Origin of the sequence: Synechococcus sp. KORDI-100 (assembly GCF_000737535.1) — a bacterium.
GTDB lineage: Bacteria > Cyanobacteriota > Cyanobacteriia > PCC-6307 > Cyanobiaceae > Parasynechococcus.
In genome coordinates this window covers 2,511,288-2,536,611 of record NZ_CP006269.1, presented here as the reverse complement: position 1 = coordinate 2,536,611, position 25,324 = coordinate 2,511,288, and the positions used below count along the sequence as shown (strand labels likewise).

Sequence of the window (25,324 nt, the reverse complement as noted above, 5' to 3'; positions counted from 1 at the left end):
CAGCTTCCTGTCATTCCATTTGGTTGACAAGATGCTGGGCTCAAGCCGTTTTGATACTTTCAAAATGGTTTTTGTCTGGCAGAACCTTGACAACTGCATAGGTGAGTCTGGAAAAAACAAAGCATCTCATGGATGCATTGTTTTGGTCTTGAATCCTTAAGGGTTCAAGCTCCAGAATAATGAAAATTCTTTTGAGCAAGAGCCGAGACTCTGAATTGTTCTTTTAATCGTGTCGAGCGATTAGGAGTTTGATCTTATTTTCATTTCGAAAATCTGAAAATCTGTCTCAACAACAGTAAGCAGTTCAGAGATTTATTTGGTCAAGCTACAAAGGGCTCACGGTGGATACCTTGGCACACAGAGGCGATGAAGGACGTGGTTACCTGCGATAAGTCTCGGGGAGCTGGAAGCACGCTTTGATCCGGGAATTTCCGAATGGGGCAACCCCTAGTACGGCCAGCTGAATCCATAGGCTGGTGCGAGCCAACCCAGCGAACTGAAACATCTTAGTAGCTGGAGGAAAGGAAAGTAAAAACGACTCCCTCAGTAGCGGCGAGCGAACGGGGAAGAGCCTAAACCGATACTTTCGAGTATCGGGGTTGTGGGACAGCAATGTGGATCAGGAATGTTAGGAGAAGTGTTTGAATGACACGCCACAGAGGGTGAAAGCCCCGTAACCGAAAACTGAACTGACCTAGCTGTATCCCGAGTAGCACGGAGCACGTGAAATTCCGTGTGAATCCGCGAGGACCACCTCGTAAGGCTAAGTACTCCTGTGTGACCGATAGCGCAACAGTACCGCGAGGGAAAGGTGAAAAGAACCCCGGGAGGGGAGTGAAATAGAACATGAAACCGTGAGCTTACAAGCAATGGGAGCCCTACTCATAGGGTGACCGTGTGCCTGTTGAAGAATGAGCCGGCGACTTATAGGCACTGGCGGGTTAAACCGGTAATGGTGGAGCCACAGCGAAAGCGAGTCTGAATAGGGCGTTTGTCAGTGTTTATAGACCCGAACCCGGGTGATCTAACCATGGCCAGGATGAAGCTTGGGTGATACCAAGTGGAGGTCCGAACCGACTGACGTTGAAAAGTCAGCGGATGAGCTGTGGTTAGGGGTGAAATGCCAATCGAACCCGGAGCTAGCTGGTTCTCCCCGAAATACGTTGAGGCGTAGCGTCTGATGCTCCAGCAGGGGGGTAAAGCCACCATTTCGGTGCGGGCTGCGAGAGCGGTACCAAATCGAGATGAACTCTGAATACCCTGTGTGTAGTCAGGCAGTCAGACTGTGGGGGATAAGCTCCATGGTCAAGAGGGAAACAGCCCAGACCGCCAGCTAAGGTCCCCAAATCAACGCTAAGTGATAAAGGAGGTGGGATTCCACAGACAACCAGGAGGTTTGCCTAGAAGCAGCCATCCTCAAAGGAGTGCGTAATAGCTCACTGGTCGAGGGATCCTGCGCCGAAAATGAATGGGGCTAAGCGTTGTACCGAAGCTGCGGATTTATGGTAGGGGAGCGTTCCATATGGGGCGAAGCGTTAGCGTGAGCGGACGTGGACTGTATGGAAGTGAGAATGTCGGCTTGAGTAGCGAAAACATGGGTGAGAATCCCATGCCCCGAAACCCTAAGGGTTCCTCCGGCAGGCTCGTCCGCGGAGGGTTAGTCTGGACCTAAGGCGAGGCCGAAAGGCGTAGTCGATGGATAACAGGTCAACATTCCTGTACCGGTCATGTTTTGGGAAGAGGGACGGAGAAGGCTAGCCAAGCCAGATGTTGGTTACTGGTTCAAGCGTTCGAGGCGTTGAAGAGCGGCGAAAACGTTCCGAGCTGAGGCGTGAGTACGAGCTGCCACGGCAGCGAAGTTGGTGATGTCAAGCTTCCAAGAAAAGCTCTATACCCGTTAAGGCATGACTGCCAGTACCCGAAACCGACACAGGTGGGGTGGTAGAGAATACCGAGGGGCGCGAGGTAACTCTCTCTAAGGAACTCGGCAAAATGGCCCCGTAACTTCGGGAGAAGGGGTGCCAGCGAGAGCTGGTCGCAGTGAAGAGGCCCAGGCGACTGTTTACCAAAAACACAGGTCTCCGCTAAGTCGCAAGACGATGTATGGGGGCTGACGCCTGCCCAGTGCCGGAAGGTTAAGGAAGCCGGTCAGCGTAAGCGAAGCTGGCGACTGAAGCCCCGGTGAACGGCGGCCGTAACTATAACGGTCCTAAGGTAGCGAAATTCCTTGTCGGGTAAGTTCCGACCCGCACGAAAGGCGTAACGATCTGGGCGCTGTCTCGGAGAGAGGCTCGGCGAAATAGAATTGTCTGTGAAGATGCGGACTACGTACACCCGGACAGAAAGACCCTATGAAGCTTTACTGTAGCTTGGTATTGTGCCCGGGCTCTGAATGCGCAGGATAGGTGGGAGACGTTGATCTCATGCTTGTGGGTATGAGTTAGTCACTGGTGAGATACCACTCTTTCAGAGCTAGGGTTCTAACGTTCACCCGTTATCCGGGGAGCGGACAGTATCAGGTGGGCAGTTTGACTGGGGCGGTCGCCTCCTAAAAGGTAACGGAGGCGCGCAAAGGTTCCCTCAGGCTGGTTGGAAATCAGCTGACGAGTGCAAAGGCAGAAGGGAGCTTGACTGTGAGACCTACAAGTCGAACAGGGACGAAAGTCGGCCTTAGTGATCCGACGGTTCTGAGTGGAAGGGCCGTCGCTCAACGGATAAAAGTTACTCTAGGGATAACAGGCTGATCTCCCCCAAGAGTTCACATCGACGGGGAGGTTTGGCACCTCGATGTCGGCTCATCGCAACCTGGGGCTGAAGTCGGTCCCAAGGGTTGGGCTGTTCGCCCATTAAAGCGGTACGCGAGCTGGGTTCAGAACGTCGTGAGACAGTTCGGTCCATATCCGGTGTACGCGTAGGAACATTGAGAGGATTTCTCCCTAGTACGAGAGGACCGGGAGGAACGCACCTCTGGTGTACCAGTTATCGTGCCAACGGTAAACGCTGGGTAGCCATGTGCGGAGTGGATAACCGCTGAAAGCATCTAAGTGGGAAGCCCACCTCAAGATGAGTGTTCCCATGGGGTAACCCAGTAAGGTCACGGGAAGAACACCCGTTGATAGGCTCTACGTGGAAGTCCAGTAATGGATGCAGCGGAGGAGTACTAATAGACCGAGGGCTTGACCAACTTCTTTGGTTCTTGCCTGAAAGACTTTGTTGATCCAGACGCTCAGTTTGACTGAAGATCCTATGCAGTTCTCAGGGTTCAACCTCTGAGAATGTTTCTATCCTGGTGTCCATGGCGGTGTGGTACCACTCCGATCCATCCCGAACTCGGCTGTGAAACGCATCTGCGGCGACGATATTTGGGGGGTAGCCCCCTGAGAAAATAGCTCGATGCCAGGTAAAACATTCCAAAAAAGCCACTCCTTGTCAGGGGTGGCTTTTTTTGTGTCTTCACGATGTCTTTCAGCCATGTAATCTGTTGGCATTGGCTGGAAACGTGTGCAACGCAGACAGCATTCAAAGCGCAAAATGCTACTGCTTTTGTGGCATGCGTACCGGCGTTGGGATACTTCTGGCTGTGTTGATTTGAGTGCAGCGTTTGCTTACTACACGTTGCAGTCGATCTTTCCGTTGTTATTAATCGCGCTTGCTGTTGCTGCCAGAGTGTATGGCAAAGCGTCGGGTGTTGATGAAGTGGTTGCGGGGATCAGCCCTCTGCTTCCTCCCTCGGTTGTCAAATTAGTGGAGACAACATTGATGGGATTAGTGGCACAAGGTGTGGGAGCAGGCCTGCTTGGGATCATGGTGTTATTGGTCACTGCGAGCAATGTTTATCTCACCTTGCAACGGGGCGCTGATCGTTTGTGGAGTGATGTTGTTGCTCCTCGCTCAGATGAAGGAATGGATCAGCAGATTTTTGACTTCATTAAGGCCAGAGCAGAGGCGTATCTCGTGGTGCTCGTTGTTGCGGCGTTGATTGTCGTGGAGCAGGTGATTGTTGGGATCAGTCGATTGCCCATTGAGATCCTGGAATCGCTCCGATCGCTGATGCCTTCGTTGTCTGGTTTTGTTGATCAAAAACATCTGTTCACTTTCGGTTCTGTTCTGCTTGCTGGTTTATGGCTCTCTCTCCTGGCTTATCTGCTCCAAAGAGTTTTGTTGAGACAACGCATCCCCTGGCGTTCTTTGATTCCTGGTTCTGTGATGATCGGTTATGCCTTGTCCGCACTTAATTCAATTCTTAGTCTCAGTATTGTTTCTTTGGGAAGTCGTTTTCAGGCCTATGGAGTCATTGGAGGAGTTCTTGTTCTAACGCTTTGGGTTTGGATGGTGGGCATCATTATTTATTACGGACAATGCGTCAGTGTTGAGTTGGTCAGTTCGCGATTGAAATCCATCCGTCGCGGAGAGCCGAACCTTGTGCAGGCTTGATTTCATCGACCAACCGATGATGATGGATGCAAATTAATCCGTTGATGAATCGACCACCTGCGCTGCTTTGGCTGCTGTTATTGCTTCTTTTATTGCCGACAGCAGCTGGTCGCGTCCTTCTAGATCTGGCAGGCGGCGTGGTTCTGGTGCTGATCGCTCTGCCTCTGCTGCTCACCGGCGTGGGCTGGATCGGCTGGAAGATTCTGCAATCGCGTCTGATCACCTGTCCTGCCTGCGGTGCGGCGTCCCTTGGCCAGTCGTCTCAGTGCGGGGTTTGTGGAGCTTCGCTTCAAACAGGCCAATCAGGCGCTGATGCAGCAGCGCAGGCCGGCAGTTCTGTTCCTGCCAGCGAAGTCACCATTGATGTCTCGGCTCAGGACGCAGGGTCGGATTCCTGAGTGCGCCCCTGTAGCTGCCATTCGCGCAGAAACAGAAAGAAGGGAGCGCCGCAGGCGAAGGCGATCCCAAAGCTCATCAGGATGGCGACCCACCAGCCCCGGATCTTCTGTTGGATCCCTTCCATGCAGATCCAGATGCTGACAGCAGAGGCGCCGATCAGGAGATCTGCGGAGAGAGAGCGTGACGCTGCTGTGGCATTGGCGTCATCGATGAAGCGTTGGAGATCAAAGCTTTGACCGCTTTCTGCGATGAACTCGAGGTTTGCCCGCCAGGGCAGCACAGCTCCCAGCACGGCCAGCAGCAGATAGATCCAGGGAAGGGCTTTACGCATCATCAAGTGGTTCGAGTGTGTCGGGATCGAGTTGCACCACGTTCTGTTCGGCCGTGACCAACAAGTTTTCGCACCGCTCCAGGTAAATCTGACCTCGAAGGTAGTGCCGCTGGAGATCTGCCAGAGGCACCGCATCGTTCTGCAGTTCCTCCAGCAACAGATCCAGGGCGGTCAGTGATTCCTCGTAGCTGAGCGATTCCGCATCCTTGCGCCAGCTTTTCAGGTCGGTTTTAAGGCTTTTGCTCATGGTTTTCGGCTTACGGCTGAAGAGCGAACACGATCAACATGGGTTTCGAGCGCCCCATCCTCGAGCTGAATGATCAGCTGATCACCAGGATCTGCGTCCTGAACTGAACTGATCGTGCCTCCATCCGCATCGGTCACCAGGGCCAGTCCCCGTTTGAGCCAGCGTTGGGGGGACAGAGCTCCCAGCAATCGCTGTCTGTGGGACAGCTCTTGTTTCAGACGTTGAAAGGCCAGCTCCGGAGCGTGATCGGCCAGTTGCTGGCGTTTGTCCGCCAGGCGTTGCTGTTCCCGAGTGATTCTGCTCTGGAGGTGGTGCTGCAGGCCTTGCTCGCGTTGCCGCAGGCCCCTCAACGCTTCATGTCGATCGGGAAGCAAGCTGACGATGGCCGCTGTCGGGGTGGCGGCGCGATGGTCTGAAATCAGATCCGCCACCGTGAGATCGTCTTCGTGGCCAAGTCCCGTCACGATCGGCAGCGGACATGCCGCCAGATCGCGGCAGAGCTCTTCATCGTCAAAAACCGCCAGGTCTTCACGGCTTCCGCCGCCCCTGGCCAGCACCAGAGCGTCCAGCTGTAGCTCCTGCTGGCGAGCGACAAGTGCGGCAAGGGTTGTCCGGATCTTGCCTGCCACGGGTCCCTGAACTGGGATTGGAACAACGATCAGCTTTGTCATCGGCCAGCGTTCTCGAGCCGTGCGCAACATGTCTGCCAGGGCTGAACTTGGCACGCTGGTGAGGATTGCAACGGTCCTGGGTTGATGGGGCAGTGGTCGCTTGCGCTCCGCATCAAGCAGGCCGTCGTCCAGCAGCCGTGCTCGTACGGTTTCAAACTGCCTCAGCACCGTTGTGAGGCTGGGACGAATGTCCAGCACCTGCACGTTGAGGCTTGCCCGAGCGGTCCAGAAGTTCAGTTTTCCGACCACGATCACCCCATCACCATCACCGGGGCGGTAACTCAGTTGCTTCAGTTTCGATGCCCAGACGACTGCCGAAATGGTCGCGTCACCGTCGGTGAGGGTGAGCCAGAGGTGGCCCTTCTTCAACTGGGGTTTTGAGACACTGCACGCGACCAGAAACCGAGGAGCAAAACCACGTTCCAGCAGGCTGCCGATGGCGGAATTCAGCTCGCAGACCGAATAGGTCGGGATTGGATCAGCGATCAAGGCGGCGGTACGCGAAGCCCCAGTAAAGAGAAACCGATCCACTGATCACTGCCAAGGCTCCTCCCCAGGGTCGATGGACCTGGGTGAGGGCGATGCAGAAGATCACAAGAGCGCTGCTCAGCAACCTGGAGCCATCGCGACGGTTGTGAACGTAAAGCGGTGCCAAGCTCATCGTTGAGGTGCCACCCACCACTGTGAAGCATCGTTGGTGGTCGATGCTTTGACGGCATCCCAACAAAAAACCCCATCGGACATGCGATGAGGTTCTGAATTGGAAGGATGGGGGAATCGCGAATCAGCCGAGGCCGATCTGGGACAGGATGCCCTGACCGGTGAGCAGTTCGGTGCCGAGGCCGATGACGAAACCGAGCATGGCGAGACGGCCGTTCCAGGTTTCAGCGAAATTGACGAAACCGAAGCGAGCCTGAGCGTTGTCGGACATGGGTTGGAAAACCGGTTGGATGGGCCAAATGTAACAAAGGTTGGAGATTTGTTGCCAGTGATTGCGGACACCCGCACCTGTGATCATTAATTCAGGCTTTTTTGTAGCCAACTTGCCGTTTTGTGCCCGCCGTTGCCGGGGCTGTCCAGGGCTCCTCCGGCCATGGATGTTTCGGGTATCTCCCACGCATCTCCTTGCGAACACTGGCATAGCTGCCATGCCAGAAACCCGCGAGATCACACGTTCTCTGCAGGGGTCTCCCTGCCGGGGAGAGCAGTTCCACGGTCACCGGCAGCTCCCCCTGCAGCACGGTTGGGCCTGTTTCGCAGCCAAACATCTCCTGAAGCTTCACGGCCAGCACAACCTGCCCATCCTCTTCATAGGTCAGCTCCGCGGATCGTCCGCTCGGGATCGACAGCCGTCTGGGCAGAAGGCGTTCCAGCTCCTGACGGTGTGACCACTCCAGCGAACCCCAAAGGGCGTTTTCCAGGGTTGTGGCATCGAGATCCCTCCAGCTTTGGCAGCCCTCCAGGGCATCGCCGAGCCAGTCGGACAGGCTGCCGAGCAAACCTTCAGGGTCCCTTGGTAGCCAGGGTGGCCCCAGCCGCCTGTAGGCCAGATCCAGGCGCCGTCGCAACTGCACAGCCGCAGGTGTCCAGCCCAGCACGTCCAGCGTGCCGCCTCGTTGCAATCGCTCGATGAGCAAATCACGGCACTGTTGCCTGTCAGGTGCTGGCTGGGGTTCTCGGCGAAGTTTGAGGGCGCCGAGCGTGAGTGTCCGCTCGGCGCGGATGCGCCGCTCCTGTTCGTCCCAGCTGAGCAGATCCTGCCAGCACCCTTCCTCGTCTGCCAGTCGATCAACCGTGCTGCGGCTGACCGGCAGTGCCAGCTGAATCCTGGTGTCGCGATGGCCAAGGTCCAGCCTTGCAACGGCAAGGGCCTCGGCATTGAACAGGGGGTCCTGCGCGTCAAGACGTGCACCGCGTCCTTGGCGGAGCTGGAAGCGTCCAGGTTGCTCATGTCGTCGCAAAGCCAGCCATTCAGGGAATGCCTTGAGCACGAGTTCAGCGGCAGGGATCTCAGGCCCCGGCGCGTCGCGTTCCAGGGGCAACCTGTCCAGTTGCCGCTGCAGCTGACCGCTGAGCTGACGTAGGGCTCCCAGCTGCCTCTGCTCATGCATGGCGTCCAAACGGGCCGCGAGGTCGCAGCCGACATCACGCCAGGGCAAGGGGTCTCGTTCGCTGAGGATGGCAGCGAGATCGCAGCCCAGTTGAGGTGTCCCGCAGCATCTGGCCTCCAGCATCAGCAACGCGAGTCGGGGGTGAACCCCCAGCCGTTCCAGCAGCTGGCCACGGGCACTGAGCCTGCCATCGGCCTCCAGCACCTGCAGCGCGATCAGTCGATCACGGCCGTTGATCAGAGCTGCCCGAGGAGGCGGATCAAGCCAGGGCAGATCGTCTCCCAGGCCGCATCCCCAGGCTGCCAGCTCCAGCACCACCGGTTGCGGATCGGCCAGTCCAAGCTCCGGTGGGCTGAACTGTGGTCGTCGTTGCTGGTTGGCCGGTGACCAGAGGCGAACGCAGTGTCCGGGGCCCTGGCGGCCTGCTCGACCACGGCGCTGATCTGCGCTGGCGAGGCTTGACGGGACGGTCTCGAGACCTTCCATTCCGGTGCCGGGGTCGTAGCGCAGCTGACGGCTGAGACCGCTGTCGATCACGAGCCGCACCCCGCTCAGGGTGATGGAGCTCTCGGCGATGGCACTGGCCAGGATCAGTTGTCCGGCATGGTGGCGATCGCAACCCCGCAGGGCCTTGCGCTGCTCCTCAAGAGGTAGCTGGCCATGCAGGCAGACCACATCCCAGGTTTCCAGACAGGCGGATCGCTGCAGCAGCTCACAGCAGCGCTGGATCTCTGCCAACCCAGGCAGAAACACCAGCACGCCGCTGCCCGACGGCAGCGAAAGCGCATGGGTTTCGATGGCTCGCAGCACCTGCCGGGGCAGCGACTCCTCCAGTCGGGGGGGCTGATGCACAGTGTCCACAGGGAAGCAGCGCCCCGCACTTTCCAGAACGACTGCCTCCGGCAGACGTTGCCTGAGGTCCGATAGATCGAGGGTGGCGGACATCAGCGCGATCGAAAGGTCCGGCCGCAGCATCGGCCGCGCTTCACGCAGCAAAGCCAGGGCAAGATCGGCGTCGCGTCGACGTTCGTGGAATTCATCGAAGAGCACGCACTGGACGCCGTCCAGGGCGGGATCGTTCTGCAGGCGCCGCAGGAACAGGCCATCGGTCAGCACCTCGATGCGGGTCTGAGCCGAGCGACGTCGTTCCCCACGGATCGCGTAGCCGATGCACGCACCCACCGCTTCGCCGAGGCTGTCCGCCAGGCGTTCGGCAGCCGCGCGAACGGCCAGTCTCCTGGGCTCGACCATCCAGATCTCTCCCCTGATCGGTGCTGCTTCAGCCATGGGACCGATCGCCCCCAGCAGAGCCAGAGGGACACGCGTCGTTTTTCCGGCGCCAGGGGGCGCCTGCAGCAGCACGGTCTTGCCTGGCCCCAGCTGCTCACAGAGCTGAGGCAACAGCGAGTCGATCGGATAGGCCGTCAAACCGGCTCTGCAGATCAGTGAACGAGATTCAACACCCCGAACAGCAGAAGGCTGCTGATGGCACCCAGGGCAGCCAGCAGGGAGATGAGAGGCCCGGGGTTAAACGAGAGATTGGCCATGAAGACTTTCTTAAAGGCCGGAATCACTCCGTTCTAGATCGCGCATGCCGTCCTGCGCTGTAGTGATTTGCACGGCTTCACATGCTTCAGCGCACGTGTCGTGTGCCATCGACGGGGTGGTACTCCTCTCCGGTCAACTCTTCGAAAACGATGGCTGGCAAGCCCGTTTCGAACATGGTCTGGAGGGCCTCCTTCAGGTATGGGTTCCAGCCTCCAGTACTCACCTGCCCATGGCGGACGGTCCAGTCCCACGTGCCCTGTAGGTCGCGCGGGATGCGGCCTTCACGATCACGGCGTGCCACCAGATCCAGGGATTCCACCAGGCCAACCTGGATCGGATCCTTGCCGTAGGCCGGCGTGAGGCTCAGTTCCAGACGCACGGGATCCTCCTTGAGCAGCCGCAGCCGGAAGCGAGGTGGGAGTTTCAGGCCCTTGATCACCGCTGCGACGATGCGTGTTCTCTGATCCACTCGGTCGGCCCTCTCAACAGTTCCGGGATGGTGCTTTGACAGGCACCAACTCTCTAATTTATTCAGCGCCCGGTCCAGGGCTTGCTCCAGAGGGGTCGTCATCGCTGCTGAAGCGAACCGTGAGCAGATCCTCTTCAGTGATCCGACCGTCCTGGTCGAGCAGCTCGGGATGCACCGTGACCTGGCCTGTCCGATCTCCACCCGTTGAGGAGGGCGTCTCGTTCAGCGGTGCGCTGGCCGCTCGAAACCCTTTGCTCATCACGCGAAACGCCTGCCAGAGCAGGGCCACGAAAACCGCTCCGTAGAGCAGCGGAAACAGGGAGCTGAGCATGGTGGGCGGCCCATCGTCCAACACCATCATCGCCAAAGCCCGGCCCCGGTTGCACCCGGTCACAGATTTGACGGTTCTCCGTCTTTTTTCTCTGGTCCGGTCTGCGTAACGTCCGATCAAGACCGTCCGAATTCAGATGTCTCCGAATCACCGTGCCTCGCGTCGAAAGGTCCTGAGACCCAAGTTCCTGCGTCGGAACATCCTGCGCCGAAACATCCTGCGAGCCTCCCTCGCCGCTGGCCTTCTGGCAGCCGGTGGTGCTTCGGTTCAGCTTCTGCCGCCACTGCAGACGGCGATCGCCCGCCCGGCGACCGCCGCCTTGTCCAGGCAGTCCTTTGTGGCTGCGGCGGTCCAGCGCAGCGGTCCGGCTGTGGTGACCCTGGAGACATCAAGGAGCATGCCAACAAGGTCTGTCTCCGGTTTGCCCCCTGCCCTGCTGCAGGATCCGATGTTCCGCCAGTTTTTCGGTCTTAATGGAGGACGGGCTCCCTCGTCCCAGGTCCAGCGCGGACAGGGCAGCGGGGTTCTGTTTGATTCGGAGGGACTGCTGCTCACCAATGCCCACGTGGTGGAAAACGCAGATCAACTCATGGTGGGTCTGGCTGATGGTCGACGGGTGCCAGGCCGGGTGGTCGGGAAGGACACCCTCACGGATCTAGCGGTCGTGCGCCTTGAAGGCAAAGGGCCCTGGCCAACGGCCAGCCTTGGCAACTCCGATCGTTTGCAGGTCGGCGACTGGGCCATCGCCGTCGGGAACCCGTTCGGCCTTGAAAACACCGTCACCCTCGGCATTGTCAGCAACCTCAATCGCAATGTTTCACAGCTAGGAATTTCCGGGAAGCGTCTCGATCTGATCCAGACCGATGCAGCGATCAACCCTGGAAATTCCGGCGGGCCTCTGCTCAACGCCGATGGTGAGGTGATCGGGATCAACACCCTTGTCCGAACAGGGCCTGGAGCTGGTCTCGGTTTTGCTATTCCGATCAACCGGGCCCGCGTGATCGCCCAGCAGCTGGTTGAAACGGGACGAGCTCGCCATCCGATGATCGGCATCGGCCTGTCGCCGGTCCCGTCTCCCAAGCCGGGGGCAGCCATCCCCTCCGGAGCGGTGATCCGTTCGGTTCAACCCGGAGGTCCGGCTGCTCGCGCAGGCTTGCGTGAAGAGGATGTGATCGTGGCGATTGATGGCCGACCCATGGCCGATCCAGCTGCAGTCGTGAGTGCGATTGAGCGGCGTGGCATCGGGGATGCACTCACTGTCACAGTGCGACGAGGAGCTTCGACGCTGGATGTGAGCCTGACACCTGTGGATATGAGCTCCCTCAGCCGCCCCTGACCGCGATCAATCGTCGGAATCCCTCAGCTGTTCAACACAGCGTGTGATGCAATCACCATCGTTCAGGGAGCAGGTTGTGATGCATTCGAAGTAGGTCTCCACGGCATCCCAGGTCTGATCGTGCTGATCTGAAAGGCCCCCAGGGCCGTGACCTGAACCTGAACGATGGGCTTTGCTCATCATGTCTTGCGGTTGGTTTTGTCAGCCTATGCACACGTAATCAACGGGTAAAGGTAATTGAGTTTTCCTGCCTAATTTGCTGTGAAGTTTTCCCAAGCCAGGTCGCCAGACGCCAGTCATGCCGCCTTTTTGCGGCGCTCCTTGCGGTCCCTCTGCTTGGCAAGATTTGCCTTCCGCTTCTCTTCACGTTCGCTGGCCAGACGTCGTTCCTCGGCAGCCAGTCTTTCCTCCTCCTTCTTCTCGAGGTAGTACTCGTAACCGCCTCGATAGAGCACCAGCTCTCCGTCGCGGAGTTCCACGATCCGGTTGGCGACCCTGGAGATGAAATATCGGTCGTGGGACACCAACAAAGTGGCCCCTTCATAGGCCTGAAGTGCCTCCTCCAGCATCTGTTTGGCAGGGATGTCGAGGTGGTTGGTGGGTTCGTCCAGCACCAGCAGGTTGCAGGGGCTGAGCAGCATCAGGGCAAGTGCCAGCCGCGCCTTTTCTCCGCCGCTGAGCTGGCCAACCTGCTTGAACACCGTGTCGTTGCTGAAGCAGAAGCTCCCCAACAGCGAGCGCACCTGCGTCTGAGTCCAGTCCGGCACCGCTTCAAACATTGTGTTGATCACGGTTTTGTCGAGGTCGAGGGCTTCCGCCTGGTTCTGCTCGAAGTAACGGGCCACCACGTTGTGTTCACCGAGGCGGGCCAATCCTTCATCAGGTGTCTCCATGCCCATCACCAGACGCAGCAGCGTCGACTTGCCAGCTCCGTTGGGTCCCACGAAGGCGATCCGGTCTCCCCGTTCCACCTCAAGGGTCGCCTCCATGAACAGGATGTTCTCGCCGTAGCTGTGGGTGAGGTTGTTGATCAGCGCCACCTGGGCGCCGGATCGCGGCGCATCCGGAAAACGGAAACTCGGGCCTGCCACCGTTTCGATCGGGGCATCAATCCGTTCAACTTTCTCCAGCAGCTTTTCCCGGCTCTTGGCCTGGGTGCTGCGGGTGGCGCTGGCTCGGAAGCGATCGATGTAGGCCTGCTGGCTGGCGATCTCCTTCTGCTGACGATCGAAGGCCGCCTGGGTGGCTTCCTGCTCCAGGGCCTTCTGCTCCAGATGGGCTGTGTAGTTGCCCAGATAGCTGCGTGAGATGCCCCGTTCGGTTGACACGATCTGGTTGCAGACCCGATCGAGGAATGCCCTGTCGTGGCTGATCACCACCAAGGCAGCGCTCTGCTCCAGCAGATACCCCTCAAGCCATTGGATCGTTTCCACGTCCAGGTGGTTGGTCGGTTCGTCCAGCAGCAGCAGTTCGGGATCCTGAAGCAGGATCTTGCCTAGGGCGATGCGCATCTGCCAGCCTCCGGAATAGTCGCGAACAGGCCGCTCAGCGGCCTCCGGCGTGAATCCGATGGTCGGAAGAAGTTTGTCGATGCGCGCCTCGAGTTCATAGCCATGCAGCGACTCGAAGCGGTTCTGCAGCTGACCCAGGTCCTGGATTAGTGCGTCGAGGTGATCGGGGTCACTGGAGGCCTGCTCACCAGCCATCTCCTCCTCAACCTGCCGCTGGCGGTTCAGGACGTCGGCGGCTTCGCCGAAGGCCTGGAACAGTTCCTGCCGGACCGTGCGATCCAGGTCCACATCGAATTCCTGCTGCAGATAGGCGATGCGTGGATCCCCCTGGCGAACAACCTGCCCGCTGCTGGGTTCCTCCTGGCCTGCGATCAGGCGCAACTGGGTGGATTTTCCGGCGCCGTTGACGCCAACAAGGCCGATGCGGTCGCCGGATTTGACTTCCCAGGTGACATCGCGCAGCACCTCACCGGTTGGATAAATCTTGCTGACGCGCTCGAGTCGAAGCACCGGAAGGGCTCATGGCCGTCCATCATCCCCTCTCGGGCCCAGCCCTGTTGTTTGCCCGGCAAACTGGTGCCACATCCCGAGAAGGCCTCGCCATGCTGAAACTTGAGCAGCTGGCAGCGCTGGTGGTGGCTGCCGGTCTGGCGATCGTCAGTTACTGGTTGTTCTTCAGCTGGGCTGGAGGTGGTGGTTATGAGCGACGCGATCGTTCAGGAGATCAGGCCACTCGACTGAGTCGAGACATCAAAGTCCACCACGTGCTTTGACCACCCAACGGTTGGTCTCTGCGTCATCAACACCGGCCAGATGGGCTTTGACCTCATCAGGGGTGACAGGCAATCCCAGTTCATCCCCGAGGTTGCAGATCGACGACATGGCCCCTGCTGGATCCTGAAGAGCCTGGCGAAACAGGGCCTGGGTCTGCTCGGGATTGCTGCTGATCCGCTTGTAGAGCTCGGCGGCATTGCTGGACATCACGGTCTGGTCTCTGTGAAAACCGTATTCATGGGTGACCCGACCTGCATCAGGCGGCCTGATCGATCTCCTCGTCGAGCTGGCCGAGGGCTGAAGCGTCCTCCATGCTGCGAGCATCCATGCAGAGAACTTTGCGGAGCTGGGCATAGTTCGAGGCCTGGCCTAAACGTCCTTCCTGGGCGGCCCCGAATTCAGCGCGCTGCAGCACGTGGTGGAGGTGGGTCAGCAGGTAGGTGCTGATGACGGCTGAGACCAGCACATCGCTGTTCTCCGAACTGCGACGCCGCCGACTGCTGGATCGGCTGTTGGACGAACGGCTGTTGGATGAACGGCTCTTGGTGGATCGGCTGCGGCCTGTTGATGAGGAGGCGGATGGGGTCATGGGGCACTCCGTGGAGGCATGGCGTGAGGGGCGTCCGTACGGATCGGCTGCCTGGGATGTCGCGCCATCAATTCGGTGGTTACAGCATAGTCATGGATACTACCCTTGACCATCTCTGTACACTTTTCAGTAACGAAGACCCTTTGTGGCTATCGGGCGTGCCGACGCGTCAGACCTCCTCCAGCGGGAAGCCCAAATCCCCCCGGATCCAGGTGGTCCTGCCGGAGGACCTCTGTGAGCGCCTGACATGGCTGGCTGAACAGGAGTCCAGGACGGTCAGCAACATGGCCCGTGTTCTGATTCAGCAAGGGGTGCAGCGCCACGAGCAGGCCCAGTCCACGTCCAAGGCTGCGGGCTCAGAGGCGTTGGCCTCCCCGCAGGAGCGTTTCCGCTCCGCGTTGGAGGCTCAGCAGCCCCGGCGCCTGCGGGGAGCGCCGCGTCGGTTGCGGCTGCAGCGCCCGCGCTGAATCACATCGGGTGCACAAGAACGCCCAGGATGGTTTCCCGCTGCGCTCCTGTGATGGCCGGAGCGTTGGCAGGATGGAGTCTCAGGTGCCACCAGGCCAGCAGGGCAAACACCAGGGCCTCCCTGGCTTCCGCTGGCAAGCCGAGTTCATCACTGCTGCGCAGCTGCAGGCCACGGCAGCGCTGCCGCAGTTCCTGCATCAACACCGGGTTGCGTCGCCCGCCCCCGGCGACCACCAGCTCGAGAGGGCTGATTCCCTCCCTGCTCCGCAGTTGCTCCAGGTCTTGCGCCACAAGGGCGGCTGTGAAGCCGGTGAGTGTCGCCACCACATCAGAGGCTGAGTGCCCATCCAGTTGCGATAGGCGTTGTTCAAGATCCTGCGCGCCGAACAGCTCCCGCCCCGTCGACTTGGGTGGAATCGCCTGCAGGTAGGGATGCTGCAGCCAGCCCTGCACCGTCTGCTCGAGACAACTCCCCGCTGCGGCCATGGCGCCGTCCTGGTCAATGCCAAGACGTCCCTGGCTGAATCGATGAACTGCCAGATCGATCAGGCTGTTGGCCGGGCCGCAGTCCCAGCCCAGAACTTGGGCATGGCGGTCTGGTCCGTCGCGCGGAGGAATCAGGGTGATGTTGGCGATGCCGCCAAGATTGAGCAGGCCTCGCCAGCCATCGATCCCACCGAGCAGGGCGGCATCGGCTCGCGGAACCAGGGGCGCTCCCTGGCCCCCAAGAGCCAAGTCGGCGGCGCGGAAGTCGTGGACCACGGGTCTGTTCAGGAGGCGCGCCAGCAGCGGAGCCTGCAAGAGTTGCCAGCTGGCACCGCGGCGCTCCTGGCTGGGTGGTCGATGCCACATGGTCTGCCCGTGGCATCCCACAAGGGCTGCGCTGGCGGCCGGATCACAGGCCTCGGCCGCGTTGGCCTGCACTTCGGTGATGCTTTCAGACAGCTCCAGCCAGTCCTCGGCTGCCAGTGGATCTCCCTGCCCGGCACGCACGATCCTTTCCTGAAGCGTGGCTGGATAGGGGATGAACTGATGCTGAAGCAAGCTCCAGCGCGGCTGACGGCTGCTTCCCTTGAACTCGGCCAGCACCGCATCCACGCCATCGGCGCTGGTGCCGCTCATCAGCCCGAGGCAGCGCATCGGCTCAGGTCCTGGGAAGTTTCTGCAGGTCTTCCATCAGGCCCATCACCACGAGCAGGTGTCCCTGTTCCAGCACATGCGATGCGGGTGGATTCACCATCAGGCTTCGTTGCGGGCCCGCGGCCAGAACATTCACCCGGAAGTTCTTGCGCAGATTGAGATCACGGAGTGACTGGCCAACAAAGGGTTCCGGAACCTTGATCTCTTCGATGCCATGGGTTTCGTCGAGCTTGAGGCGTTCCATCAGGTTGGGTCGGATCAGCTCCCGCCCCAGTCGTTCTCCCTGCATGCGGGAGGGAAAGATGACGCGGTCTGCACCGACGCGCTTCAGCATCTTTTCGTGCAGATCGCTTGTGGCCCTTGCGATCACCTGTTGCACCCGGCTGCCATCGCTGTCCTTGGCGATCAGGGTGGCGGTGATGCTCGCCTCAATCGGTTCGCTCATCGCCACCACGACGGTGCCCATCTCGAGCACGCCTGCTTCGCGCAGGGATTCCTCATCGGTGCAGTCCACCACTCTCGCCTCGATGGCGGGCTCCAGCTGACGCAGCTCATCCACGGCCCGTGATGAGCGATCCACCGCCAGCACATCGGCACCGTTCTGGATCAGTTCCCGGCAGACGGCGCTGCCGAAGCGTCCCACGCCAATCACGGCGAACCCAAGACGCTCACTGCCCTGCAGTGGGCTCCAGTTCCACCATTCCTTCATCGCGGTCGCCCCTGGAGTGCCTGATCAGACATACAGATCCTCGTGCGGGTATCCGATTCGATTCTGACGATGCAAATGGTTCTGCTCCTGGCTCATGGCGTCCCAGATCGCGCTCAGCAGCAACCAGATCCCGAGACGTCCCACGAACATTCCCACCAGCAGAACCCCCTGACCGAAATGGCTCAGTTCGCTGGTGACTCCCATGTCCAGGCCAACCGTGGCGAAGGCGGAGATGCAGGTGAACAGCATGGCCAGAAAGGTGAAGTCGTCCCGGCCGTTGAAATTGCTGGCGAAGCTGACCAACAGGGTCATCACCAGCACGAACAGCAGGGAGGACACCGTGATGCCGACGGCCCTCAGCACCACTTTCTCCGAGATTTCACGGTTGCGGATCACAACAGCATCTCGGCCGCGCAGGGTGGAGCGCGTCGCGGCCATCAGGGCCGCCACCACAGTGGTTTTGATGCCACCTCCCGTTCCGCCGGGACTGGCGCCGATGAACATCAGCGTCATCACCAGCAACGTGCCTGATTCGGTGATCGTCTCGACCGAGATCGGCACTGTGTTGAAGCCGGCGGTGCGGGCCGTGACGGATTGGAAGAGAGCAGCAAGCCAACGTTCCGACCAGGGCAGCGTCAGAAAGTTCTGCCCGCTGTTGAGCCATTCCGTCAGCACCAGGCCAACGGCTCCGATCAGCACCAGCAGGATCGTGGTTCTCAGAACGAGTCGGGTGTGCAGGCTGAGCCGTCGGCGACGGTGGCTCAGCAGCTGGCCAGCCATGTCGCTGGTGACCCGCCAGCCAAGACCGCCCATCACGATCAGCAGCATGACCACCAGATTCACCACCCCGTTGCTGCGGTAGCGCTCGAGGCTGTCGCTCCAGAGTCCGAAGCCGGCGTTGTTGTAGGCGGAGATGCTGTGAAACAGGGCGGCCCAGAGTCGCTCGCCACGATCGGGGATGTCGCTGAAACCGAAGCCATACAGAACCGTGGCACCGATCAGGATCAGGACTGCAGCTGTGAAGGCGATACCGCGGAAGGTTCTGCCGACGCCGCCGACGCCGAATTCATCCAGAGCCTTGCCGCGGTCCAGGCGACGTCGCAGGCCCGTCCCCTTCACCACAAATCCCTGCAGAAACGTGGTGATCGCCATCAGTCCCAGCCCTCCAGCGAGGATCATCACGGCGAGCACGGCCTGGCCGAAACCGGTGAGATCAGTCCCCACATCAATGATCGACAGGCCGGTGACCGTGATCGCGGATGTGGCTGTGAACAGGGCCTCCCAGAGTCCGACCTGCGAGCCCGAACAAAGCGGCGTGGCCAGGAGCAAGGTGCCGAGCAGGATCACCAGAAGACCTGTGACCACGGTGAACTGCGGCACCGTCAGTCGCCGTTGCCAGGCCTGGCTGCGTGTGAGGACCTTGCGGAAGGGCACGTGGGTCAGGAACAGATCACCACAGAGGAACCAGTGTTGATCAGCTTGGTCCGTAACGCCAGAGGACCAGCGCCGGAACCAGCAGGGTCATGATCAGCGTCAGTCCGCTGCCGTAACGAGTGACATCGAGGAACCTGTAGCGGCCGGGGCCGAACACCATCAGGTTGGTCTGGTAGCCAACGGGGGTCAGGAACGACTGACTGGCTCCAAACAACACCGTGATCAGCATGGCGGTGGGCGGCAGGGCCAGGCTTGGTGCCAGCTGCACCGCCACCGGGGCCAGCAGAGCAACGGAGGCCGCATTGCTGATCACCTGGGTCAGCAGGGTGGTGCCGATGAACAGCACCATCAGCGACCCGTAGCTGGGCCAGCCGACCAGCCATTGCTCCAACCCCGTGGCAAGAGCATCGGCGAGGCCGGTTTTCTGGAGGGCGACGCTGAAGCTGGTGAGGGATCCCAGCAGCAGAATCACATCGAGGCGGATCGCCCTCTGAAGCTCGCCGGGCCGCAGGCAGCCGCTGGCCACCACAGCCACCGTCGCCAGAAGCACAGAAGCCACCAATGGCACCGGCGTCAGGGTTGGCAGCAGCAGCATGCCGATCGCGATTGAAACGGCGACGGGTTTGCGTCGGACCGTCGGCAGATCGTCTTCCAGTCGATCCAGCACCAGCAGATCATTGCTGGCTTGCAGGCCTCGGATCGAATCCAGTGGGGCCTGCAGCAGCAACACGTCCCCTTCGCGAAGGATCACCTGCCCCAGTCGTTCCTGCACGGTCTCCTGTCCGCGTCTCAGCGCCAGCACTGTGGCGTTGTGCCGTTGACGGAAGCGCAGTTCCCGAAGACTGGCTCCCGCCAGGGTTGACCCCGCCGGCAACAGCACCTCGACGGTTTTCTGCCCGCTGCCGGCGCCATCAAGACTGACTCCGGCGTCTTGCCGCTGGGTTGTGAGCTGCACGGTGTGATCCTGTTGCAGCCGCAGCAGATCCTGTCGGGTGACGCGCAGAAGCAGATGATCACCGGCCTGCAGACGACGGTCGGCCAACGGCGGCAGCAGCCGTTCACCGCTGCGTTGCAGCTCCAGGACATCCACATCGAAACGTCGTTGCAGGCGGCTGTTGTGCAGGGAGCTGCCCACCAGTTCGGAATCCCCGGGGATGGTGACTTCCGTGCAGTAACTGCTCCGTTCCGGGCTGACGGCCAGGTCATCCCCGTCGCTGCCACGATCCGGCAGCAGAACCCTTGGGGCCAGCACCAGATACACGGCCCCCGTCAGCCAGACCGGCAGGCTGATCAGGGTGAAGCTGAACAGGTCCAGGGATCCATAGCCCAGCTGTTGGCTGATGTCGCTGACCAGCAGGTTCACCGAGCTGCCGAGCAGGGTGAGGGTTCCCCCCAGGACCGTTGAGAAGGAGAGGGGCAGCAACACCCGGGAGGGGGACAGGCCGCGGCGATGGCACCAGTTCTCCACCACCGGCAGCAGGGAGGCCACCACCGGTGTGTTCGGCACCACGCCGGACACCGGAGCGATCACAAAGGCCATCAGGGCGATCAGGCGGCGGGAGGTCCGGATCCGCTCTGAGGCGATCAGTGCCCGCAAACGATCGAGGGCGCCGCTTTTGAACAGGGCTGCTGAAACAGGGAACAGGCCCAGCAAGGTGATCAATGCGGGGCTGCTGAAACCAGCCAGTGCCTCCTGTGGTCCCAGAACGCCCGCGGCCATCAGCAGACCGACGCTGAGAAGTCCCGTGAGCTCCGGTGCCAAGGCTCCGGAGATGAACAGCACCACGGCCAGAACAAGCACGGCAAGGCTGATCAGGGCCTGAGGGTCCTGGAGGGTGCTGATCAGCTGGGCCATTCCTTAGGTGTCCAGACCGGCCATTGCGCCTGATTCTGCCCCCGGATCAAAAAACTGCTCAAGCAGCCACTGCTGCAGGCCAAGCAGGCCATCTCCGCGCAGGGCTGAAAGGAACAGGCAGCCGGGCTCCTGACGACGGATGGCATCAATGGCATCCAGGGAACAACGGTCGATCTGATTGGCGACGACCTGGCGGAAGCTCTGACTGCCGAGTGAATCGAGCAGTCGATGCACGGTGATCAACTGGTGTGACCAGTCCGGGTCGGCCAGGTCGACCACCAGCAAAAGGATGTCTGCATCGAGGGTTTCCTCCAGGGTGGCTCCGAAGGCTTCAACCAGCGGTTCCGGCAGATCTCGAATGAAGCCCACCGTGTCGGTCAGCAGGAGCGTCTTCGGAGCTGCTCCAAGGCAGGGCATTTCCAGGCGCCGCGTGGTGGGATCCAGCGTGGCGAACAGCTTGTTTTCCGCCAGAACCCTGTGGCTCTCGCGCCGGCAGCACAGAGCATTCAGCAGGCTTGATTTGCCGGCGTTGGTGTAGCCGACGAGGGCCACCCTGGGCAAGGCACGGCGTTGTTCCCGCAGACGGCTGCGGTGTTCACGGAGCTGTCTGAGATCGCGCAGCAGACGCTCGATCCGGCGAGCGATGGCGCGTCGATCTTTTTCAAGCTGTGTCTCCCCAGGCCCCCGGGTGCCGATGCCTCCGCCCTGCCTGGAGAGGCTCCGACCCCGGCCGAGGAGTCTCGGCAAGCGGTAGCGCAGCTGGGCCAGCTCCACCTGCAGTCGCCCTGCGGCGCTGCCGGCCCGCTGCGCGAAAATGTCGAGGATCAGCTCGCTGCGGTCCATCACGGGGCAGTCCAGCAGGCGTTCCAGGGTTCTGGATTGCACCGGGGTGAGCTCCCGGTCGGTGATCACCAGCGAAGCCTGATTGCGGCGGACCTCCAGGGCTGCCTCCTGCAGCTTGCCGGTGCCCCAGAGCGTCTGGGCGTTGGTCTGTCCAGGCCGTTGACGGATCACAGCGACAGGCCTGGCGCCGGCGCTGCGCACCAGCCCCTCCAGTTCCGACAGGTCCCGTTCGTTGCGGATCCTGTCACGTGTGGAAAGGGTGAGCAGCAGGACCCGTTCCGTGCTGTCGCTGCGGACCTGCCGTTGAAGCGGAGCGCTGCCGCCGGGGTCGTGCTCTCCCTGGCAGAGCTGCCGAAGGTCGCCGCGACCGAGTTCGTACCAGCCGCAGGTCTCCGCCGGCTCCGGGCGCAGCAGCGCTGCTGGACGCTGACCATCGGGTGCTGGACGGTCGCTGAACCACAGCCAGCTCCGTGGTGCGAGGTCGAGAGCCACCACGGCATCCTTCGGGTTGGGGTGCAGGCTCTGCTGATGGCAACAGCTCACCAGCCTCCAACCCCCGGCCTGACGGCGTGGTGCTTCCGGCAGGTGCTGCAGCAGTGATTCGGAGCCGGAAAGAGGTCCAACCCAGAGCAGCCGACAGAGTCCCCGTCCGTCGAGAACGAGATGCAGCGGTTGCACCAGTTCCGCGGCCAGATCCGCCAGACGTTCAAGCGTGAGCAGATCAGCCCCCGCGCTTTCCGGATGGCGGCGATGGCTCAATCGATCCAGCTGACGATGCTGCTTGGGGCGAAGACCTCGGGTGCGGCCGGCGAGGTGAGCCTGCTTCAACGACCCAGCAGCCAGGCACCTGCAGAGCGCAGCCCCAGAGACAGGCCAGGCAGTCGTGTGAGGTAGGTCGCCCGGCGAATTCCGAAGGCCAGTGGTCCCGCCAGGGTGATGCCCATGCCGGTGAGGGTGGCGTCACCGATGCCGAGGCTCAGCATTTCTCCACGATCTTCGAAACGGAACGGTGCGGGCTCCTCATCCTGATGCTGCTGCTGCTGATGGATGGATCGGGCGACGGCCACCCCCTGCTGCATGGCCACCTGGGCTGTGCTTGGCCAGGGATCGCTTTCGCAGCACGACAGATCACCGATGGCGAACACGGAAGGTTGATCCACGAGGCGCAACGTGGCATCGATGGCAAGCCGCCCCATCGCCATGGCAGGGGCCGGCAGCATCTCCGGGAGATTCGGACGGCTCCCTGCCGTCCAGATCAGACCGTGATGGGCGAGAGGAGTTCCGCTGCCGAGCTCAACACTGGTTGGCGTCACAGCGGTCACCGCCGTGTTCAGGTGCACCGTGACATCGCGTCGTTCCAGGGCTGCGACAGCCCGCTCGCGATTGAAGGCCGGGCTGTTCGGCAGGATTGTCGCGCCCTGTTCGATCAGGTGCAGGCGGGCGCTGCCGGTCAGAAGATCCGCCAGTTTGCAGGCCAGTTCCACTCCGGTGGGCCCGGCTCCGACGATGACCAGGGCTGCATGGCTGAGGCGCCGCTGGCGGAGATCACGGATCAGACACTTCAGGGTGTGAACATCGTCGAGGTTCTGAAATCCGAGGGCGTTGTCCTTGACTCCGGGAATGCCGAAGTCATTCGGACGGGAGCCGCAGGCCAGCAGCAGCTGACTCCAGGGCAACCGATGCCCTGAAGCGGTGCTGACGGTCCGTGCGCTCGTATCGATGGAGACCACCCGGTCCTGGATCCAGCTGATCCCCCGATTGCTGATCAGATCCCTGTAGGCAGGAGCCACTTCCCAGGCCTGGAGCTCATCGCTCAGCAGTTCATACAGGTGGGGCTGAAACAGGAACTGAGACCCGGGTTCGATCAGCACAACCGGACTGCGGGGTTGCTGTTCAGCCAGTGACAGGGCTGCCGTCAGTCCGCCGAATCCACCACCCACGATCAGGGAGCAGTTGGTGGATAACGGCTCCTGCAGCATCCGCGACGCTAGTTCTGTTGGAAGGATAGGCAGAGTCTCAGGGTCGGTGACAGGTGAAGATGGTGTGATGACGGAGACGTCGGACGGCATGGTGGGCACAGCGATTCCTGGACAGACGTCAGCGCCTGCCGCGAAGGACCTTGCTGTGTTTCGCTCGCAACTCGACGGCCTTTCTGCCCAGCAGAAGCTGGCCTGGGCAGTGGAGACCTATCCCGAGACCTTCGCCCTCACGACCAGTTTCGGAATCCAGTCGGCGGTGTTGCTGCACCTGCTCAGCTCACTCCCAGCCGGGCGTCGGATCCCTGTGATCTGGGTGGATACCGGCTATCTGCCCAGCGAGACGTACCACTACGCCGACACGCTGACCCAGAGCCTGGGCATCAACCTGGTTGTGGCCCAGTCTGCGCTTTCTCCTGCACGGATGGAGGCGTTGCATGGTCGCCTCTGGGAAACGGGTGACGTTGCAGACCTGGAGCTTTATCACCGGATTCGGAAAGTCGATCCCCTCGAGCAGACGTTCTCGTCCCTTGGTGTTGACTGCTGGGCCAGCGGGGTGCGACGGAAGCAGACCGATCTGCGCCAGAGCATGACCTGGCTTGATCCGATCCGGGGTCGCCTGGCCCTTCACCCATTGCTGGATTGGACCAACAGGGACGTCTACTACTACATGCAGGAGAACGGTCTTCCCCAGCATCCCCTGTTTGAACAGGGCTACTCCACGGTTGGTGACTGGCATTCCAGTGGGCCGGATGCCGCCGGTCAGAGTGGCCGCGACACCCGCTTCGGCGGTCTGAAACAGGAATGCGGGATTCATGTTCCACAGCCGTCCGGTGAGGGGATGATGGGGGATGGCATCTGACGGTGCCGTCCGTCTCCCGTGGTCTTCTGATCGGCAACAGCCGCTGGCACTGGGCGGAACACGACGGATCCTGCTGGCGCTTTGATCACGGTCCCCAGGACTGCGCCCGTCTCACGGCTGCTCAGCAGCAGGGCGGTTTGATCTGGGCGGCGGTGGGATCGGTACCCGTCGAGGTGGCCCTCGAGCAACAGGATCGACTCACCAGCCGGGATGTTCCGCTGCCGGGTTGTCCGGACTGGTTGGGAGTGGATCGAGTCCTTGGCGCCTGGGCTGCTTGGGACATCAGCCAGACATCAGGACTGGATCTTGGTTCCGGCCTGCTGCTTGCCGATGCTGGAACGGTGCTGAGCCTGACGCTGCTCAACGCTGAGGGTACCTTCGTCGGAGGACAGCTGAGTCCGGGGTTGCGCCTGCAGCTAGCGGCGATGGATGGCGGGACGACGTCACTGCCCTGCCCTGATCCAGTGAGCGAGCCCCGTGATCGCTTCCCCCGCGACACCGCTTCAGCGATGGTGCGCGGAGCCCTGCAGGCCATGGCCGGGGCGGTGCGGGAAGCGCAGTCATGCTCGGGTGCCTGCCTCTGGATCTGCGGTGGCGACTCAAAACCTCTGCAACGGGAACTGCTTGAGCGCGGCAGTGCGTCGATCGAGCCAGCTGTCACAACAGATCCAGACCTGGTTCTGAAAGGGTTGGTGAAGTGGATCGAAACCTTCAGTCCAGACCGAGATCGCTGAGGATGGTGTCGGCCATCGTGGCCGCTTTCACTTTCAGATAGATCTGCTCCAACTTGCCTTCGGCATCGATCACAAAGGTGTGGCGCATCATTCCCATGTATTCGCGCCCCATGAATTTCTTGAGGCCGTAGCTGTCGTAGCTGGCAGCGACCGGACAGGGTTCCAGGTCAGTCAGCAGGGTGAAGGGAAGCTCGTGCTTGCCGATGAACTTGGCGTGGGATGTGGCATTGTCTTTGCTGATGCCGAGCACCCGGATCCCGTGATCTTCAAAGCTGGACCAGCGGTCTCTGAAATTGCACGCCTCCTTGGTGCATCCGGGCGTGTCGTCTTTGGGATAAAAGTAGATGACGACCCGCTGGCCCTTCAGATCGGACAGCTTCACGGGGTCGCCGTTCTGATCGGGGAGTGTGAAATCAGGTGCGGGATCACCGATCTGAAGAGCCACGAAACCAGGAGCAACACGCTGGTGAAAGCGTAACGGCCCTTTGGCTGATCCCGGTCGAACGTTGGTTACCGCTGCCAGTCAGGCTTTCGCAGCAGGAGTCTGTCTGG

General features: G+C 60.8%; 26 protein-coding genes and 2 rRNA genes. 9 read left to right on the top strand and 19 right to left on the bottom strand.

Features of this window, described 5'->3' with window-relative positions; all coding sequences use genetic code 11:
• Nucleotides 1-318: 318 nt before the first annotated feature.
• From KR100_RS13120 to KR100_RS13105, 4 genes are all read left to right on the top strand, one after another.
• Nucleotides 319-3,184: ribosomal RNA gene (locus KR100_RS13120) — 23S ribosomal RNA — on the top strand.
• Nucleotides 3,185-3,285: 101 nt separating this feature from the next.
• Nucleotides 3,286-3,402: ribosomal RNA gene (rrf, locus tag KR100_RS13115) — 5S ribosomal RNA — on the top strand.
• A gap of 186 nt (nucleotides 3,403-3,588) precedes the next feature.
• Nucleotides 3,589-4,434, top strand: coding sequence for a YihY/virulence factor BrkB family protein (locus KR100_RS13110; protein WP_239420346.1), 846 nt, complete (start codon nucleotides 3,589-3,591; stop codon nucleotides 4,432-4,434).
• 44 nt (nucleotides 4,435-4,478) lie between these two features.
• The gene (locus KR100_RS13105) at nucleotides 4,479-4,832 is read left to right on the top strand and encodes a hypothetical protein (protein ID WP_038546897.1); all 354 of its coding nucleotides are present in this window, start codon (nucleotides 4,479-4,481) and stop codon (nucleotides 4,830-4,832) included.
• Here KR100_RS13105 and KR100_RS13100 read toward each other — a convergent pair.
• From KR100_RS13100 to KR100_RS13065, 8 genes are all read right to left on the bottom strand, one after another.
• Nucleotides 4,808-5,164, bottom strand: coding sequence for a DUF2834 domain-containing protein (locus tag KR100_RS13100; RefSeq protein WP_038546895.1), 357 nt, complete (start codon nucleotides 5,162-5,164; stop codon nucleotides 4,808-4,810). The two genes, KR100_RS13105 and KR100_RS13100, sit on opposite strands and share 25 nt — an antisense overlap.
• Nucleotides 5,157-5,411, bottom strand: coding sequence for an exodeoxyribonuclease VII small subunit (xseB, locus tag KR100_RS13095; protein WP_038546893.1), 255 nt, complete (start codon nucleotides 5,409-5,411; stop codon nucleotides 5,157-5,159). The genes KR100_RS13100 and xseB overlap by 8 nt, the downstream gene beginning before the upstream one ends.
• Nucleotides 5,408-6,571 (bottom strand): exodeoxyribonuclease VII large subunit, encoded by a 1,164-nt coding sequence (gene xseA, locus KR100_RS13090; RefSeq protein ID WP_038546891.1) that lies wholly within the window; start codon nucleotides 6,569-6,571, stop codon nucleotides 5,408-5,410. The genes xseB and xseA overlap by 4 nt, the downstream gene beginning before the upstream one ends.
• On the bottom strand, nucleotides 6,561-6,743 hold the full coding sequence (locus tag KR100_RS13085) for a hypothetical protein (protein WP_051847701.1): 183 nt from the start codon (nucleotides 6,741-6,743) through the stop codon (nucleotides 6,561-6,563). Before KR100_RS13085 ends, xseA begins: the two co-directional genes overlap by 11 nt.
• 123 nt (nucleotides 6,744-6,866) lie before the next feature.
• Nucleotides 6,867-7,013: a chlorophyll a/b-binding protein gene (locus KR100_RS15185; RefSeq protein WP_038548895.1), complete on the bottom strand. Its 147-nt coding sequence runs from the start codon at nucleotides 7,011-7,013 to the stop codon at nucleotides 6,867-6,869.
• Between the two features lie 91 nt (nucleotides 7,014-7,104).
• Complete coding sequence (gene hrpB, locus KR100_RS13075) at nucleotides 7,105-9,621, bottom strand: ATP-dependent helicase HrpB (protein ID WP_038546886.1); 2,517 nt, start codon at nucleotides 9,619-9,621, stop codon at nucleotides 7,105-7,107.
• Between the two features lie 205 nt (nucleotides 9,622-9,826).
• Nucleotides 9,827-10,210, bottom strand: coding sequence for a hypothetical protein (locus KR100_RS13070; protein ID WP_038546883.1), 384 nt, complete (start codon nucleotides 10,208-10,210; stop codon nucleotides 9,827-9,829).
• Between the two features lie 58 nt (nucleotides 10,211-10,268).
• Nucleotides 10,269-10,541 (bottom strand): DUF2973 domain-containing protein, encoded by a 273-nt coding sequence (locus tag KR100_RS13065; protein WP_038548892.1) that lies wholly within the window; start codon nucleotides 10,539-10,541, stop codon nucleotides 10,269-10,271.
• 136 nt (nucleotides 10,542-10,677) lie between these two features.
• Here KR100_RS13065 and KR100_RS13060 point away from each other — a divergent pair, with 136 nt between their 5' ends.
• The gene (locus KR100_RS13060; protein WP_081858926.1) at nucleotides 10,678-11,877 is read left to right on the top strand and encodes a trypsin-like peptidase domain-containing protein; all 1,200 of its coding nucleotides are present in this window, start codon (nucleotides 10,678-10,680) and stop codon (nucleotides 11,875-11,877) included.
• A 6-nt stretch (nucleotides 11,878-11,883) separates the two neighbouring features.
• Here the strand turns inward: KR100_RS13060 and KR100_RS16640 are convergent, their stop codons facing one another.
• Nucleotides 11,884-12,057 (bottom strand): hypothetical protein, encoded by a 174-nt coding sequence (locus KR100_RS16640; protein ID WP_204207729.1) that lies wholly within the window; start codon nucleotides 12,055-12,057, stop codon nucleotides 11,884-11,886.
• Nucleotides 12,058-12,173: 116 nt separating this feature from the next.
• On the bottom strand, nucleotides 12,174-13,898 hold the full coding sequence (locus KR100_RS13055) for an ABC-F family ATP-binding cassette domain-containing protein (protein WP_038546880.1): 1,725 nt from the start codon (nucleotides 13,896-13,898) through the stop codon (nucleotides 12,174-12,176).
• Nucleotides 13,899-13,909: 11 nt separating this feature from the next.
• Between KR100_RS13055 and KR100_RS13050 the strand changes: the two genes are divergently transcribed.
• Complete coding sequence (locus KR100_RS13050; protein ID WP_038546877.1) at nucleotides 13,910-14,161, top strand: hypothetical protein; 252 nt, start codon at nucleotides 13,910-13,912, stop codon at nucleotides 14,159-14,161.
• Here the strand turns inward: KR100_RS13050 and KR100_RS13045 are convergent.
• Entirely contained in the window at nucleotides 14,139-14,369 is a 231-nt protein-coding gene (locus KR100_RS13045) for a hypothetical protein (protein ID WP_038546874.1), read from the bottom strand. The genes KR100_RS13050 and KR100_RS13045 overlap by 23 nt on opposite strands.
• A 49-nt stretch (nucleotides 14,370-14,418) precedes the next feature.
• Nucleotides 14,419-14,751: a hypothetical protein gene (locus KR100_RS13040; protein WP_038546871.1), complete on the bottom strand. Its 333-nt coding sequence runs from the start codon at nucleotides 14,749-14,751 to the stop codon at nucleotides 14,419-14,421.
• A 158-nt stretch (nucleotides 14,752-14,909) separates the two neighbouring features.
• Between KR100_RS13040 and KR100_RS13035 the strand changes: the two genes are divergently transcribed.
• The gene (locus KR100_RS13035) at nucleotides 14,910-15,218 is read left to right on the top strand and encodes a hypothetical protein (protein ID WP_038546868.1); all 309 of its coding nucleotides are present in this window, start codon (nucleotides 14,910-14,912) and stop codon (nucleotides 15,216-15,218) included.
• 1 nt (nucleotide 15,219) lies between these two features.
• Here KR100_RS13035 and KR100_RS13030 read toward each other — a convergent pair whose 3' ends face one another.
• The 6 genes from KR100_RS13030 to KR100_RS13005 are packed head-to-tail and all read right to left on the bottom strand — an operon-like array spanning nucleotide 15,220 to nucleotide 23,179.
• Nucleotides 15,220-16,359, bottom strand: coding sequence for an anhydro-N-acetylmuramic acid kinase (locus KR100_RS13030; RefSeq protein WP_038546865.1), 1,140 nt, complete (start codon nucleotides 16,357-16,359; stop codon nucleotides 15,220-15,222).
• Nucleotides 16,360-16,363: 4 nt separating this feature from the next.
• Nucleotides 16,364-17,068 carry a TrkA family potassium uptake protein gene (locus KR100_RS13025; protein ID WP_038546862.1) on the bottom strand — a complete coding sequence of 235 codons (705 nt, stop codon included), beginning with the start codon at nucleotides 17,066-17,068 and terminating at the stop codon, nucleotides 16,364-16,366.
• 24 nt (nucleotides 17,069-17,092) lie between these two features.
• Nucleotides 17,093-18,502 (bottom strand): TrkH family potassium uptake protein, encoded by a 1,410-nt coding sequence (locus KR100_RS13020; RefSeq protein ID WP_038546859.1) that lies wholly within the window; start codon nucleotides 18,500-18,502, stop codon nucleotides 17,093-17,095.
• 40 nt (nucleotides 18,503-18,542) lie between these two features.
• Nucleotides 18,543-20,357, bottom strand: a complete 1,815-nt coding sequence (locus tag KR100_RS13015) for an SLC13 family permease (protein WP_038546856.1) — start codon at nucleotides 20,355-20,357, stop codon at nucleotides 18,543-18,545.
• Between the two features lie 3 nt (nucleotides 20,358-20,360).
• Complete coding sequence (gene hflX / locus KR100_RS13010) at nucleotides 20,361-22,028, bottom strand: GTPase HflX (protein ID WP_038546853.1); 1,668 nt, start codon at nucleotides 22,026-22,028, stop codon at nucleotides 20,361-20,363.
• A complete protein-coding gene (locus KR100_RS13005; protein ID WP_038546850.1) occupies nucleotides 22,025-23,179 on the bottom strand; it encodes an NAD(P)/FAD-dependent oxidoreductase in 1,155 nt (384 codons plus the stop codon). The genes hflX and KR100_RS13005 overlap by 4 nt, the downstream gene beginning before the upstream one ends.
• A gap of 67 nt (nucleotides 23,180-23,246) precedes the next feature.
• On the opposite strand from KR100_RS13005, the gene KR100_RS13000 reads away from it, so the two are divergent.
• Both KR100_RS13000 and KR100_RS12995 read left to right on the top strand, forming a co-directional pair.
• Nucleotides 23,247-24,038, top strand: a complete 792-nt coding sequence (locus tag KR100_RS13000) for a phosphoadenylyl-sulfate reductase (protein WP_038548887.1) — start codon at nucleotides 23,247-23,249, stop codon at nucleotides 24,036-24,038.
• Nucleotides 24,039-24,040: 2 nt separating this feature from the next.
• The gene (locus tag KR100_RS12995; RefSeq protein ID WP_038546847.1) at nucleotides 24,041-24,772 is read left to right on the top strand and encodes a type III pantothenate kinase; all 732 of its coding nucleotides are present in this window, start codon (nucleotides 24,041-24,043) and stop codon (nucleotides 24,770-24,772) included.
• Here the strand turns inward: KR100_RS12995 and bcp are convergent.
• The gene (gene bcp / locus KR100_RS12990; protein WP_038546845.1) at nucleotides 24,750-25,217 is read right to left on the bottom strand and encodes a thioredoxin-dependent thiol peroxidase; all 468 of its coding nucleotides are present in this window, start codon (nucleotides 25,215-25,217) and stop codon (nucleotides 24,750-24,752) included. The two genes, KR100_RS12995 and bcp, sit on opposite strands and share 23 nt — an antisense overlap.
• Nucleotides 25,218-25,324 lie beyond the last annotated feature (107 nt).

What these genes read in the sequence shown, in the direction of transcription:
- KR100_RS13005 (WP_038546850.1), bottom strand. Translation starts at nt 23,179, where the DNA reads ATGCTGCAGGAGCCGTTATCCACCAACTGCTCCCTGATCGTGGGTGGT.
- KR100_RS13065 (WP_038548892.1), bottom strand. Translation starts at nt 10,541, where the DNA reads ATGCTCAGCTCCCTGTTTCCGCTGCTCTACGGAGCGGTTTTCGTGGCC.
- KR100_RS15185 (WP_038548895.1), bottom strand. Translation starts at nt 7,013, where the DNA reads ATGTCCGACAACGCTCAGGCTCGCTTCGGTTTCGTCAATTTCGCTGAA.
- KR100_RS13015 (WP_038546856.1), bottom strand. Translation starts at nt 20,357, where the DNA reads ATGGCCCAGCTGATCAGCACCCTCCAGGACCCTCAGGCCCTGATCAGC.
- KR100_RS13085 (WP_051847701.1), bottom strand. Translation starts at nt 6,743, where the DNA reads ATGAGCTTGGCACCGCTTTACGTTCACAACCGTCGCGATGGCTCCAGG.
- KR100_RS13045 (WP_038546874.1), bottom strand. Translation starts at nt 14,369, where the DNA reads ATGTCCAGCAATGCCGCCGAGCTCTACAAGCGGATCAGCAGCAATCCC.
- KR100_RS13000 (WP_038548887.1), top strand. Translation starts at nt 23,247, where the DNA reads ATGACGGAGACGTCGGACGGCATGGTGGGCACAGCGATTCCTGGACAG.
- KR100_RS13040 (WP_038546871.1), bottom strand. Translation starts at nt 14,751, where the DNA reads ATGACCCCATCCGCCTCCTCATCAACAGGCCGCAGCCGATCCACCAAG.
- KR100_RS13030 (WP_038546865.1), bottom strand. Translation starts at nt 16,359, where the DNA reads ATGCGCTGCCTCGGGCTGATGAGCGGCACCAGCGCCGATGGCGTGGAT.
- KR100_RS13050 (WP_038546877.1), top strand. Translation starts at nt 13,910, where the DNA reads ATGGCCGTCCATCATCCCCTCTCGGGCCCAGCCCTGTTGTTTGCCCGG.
- KR100_RS16640 (WP_204207729.1), bottom strand. Translation starts at nt 12,057, where the DNA reads ATGAGCAAAGCCCATCGTTCAGGTTCAGGTCACGGCCCTGGGGGCCTT.
- KR100_RS13025 (WP_038546862.1), bottom strand. Translation starts at nt 17,068, where the DNA reads ATGAAGGAATGGTGGAACTGGAGCCCACTGCAGGGCAGTGAGCGTCTT.
- KR100_RS13100 (WP_038546895.1), bottom strand. Translation starts at nt 5,164, where the DNA reads ATGCGTAAAGCCCTTCCCTGGATCTATCTGCTGCTGGCCGTGCTGGGA.
- xseB (WP_038546893.1), bottom strand. Translation starts at nt 5,411, where the DNA reads ATGAGCAAAAGCCTTAAAACCGACCTGAAAAGCTGGCGCAAGGATGCG.
- KR100_RS13060 (WP_081858926.1), top strand. Translation starts at nt 10,678, where the DNA reads ATGTCTCCGAATCACCGTGCCTCGCGTCGAAAGGTCCTGAGACCCAAG.
- KR100_RS13105 (WP_038546897.1), top strand. Translation starts at nt 4,479, where the DNA reads ATGAATCGACCACCTGCGCTGCTTTGGCTGCTGTTATTGCTTCTTTTA.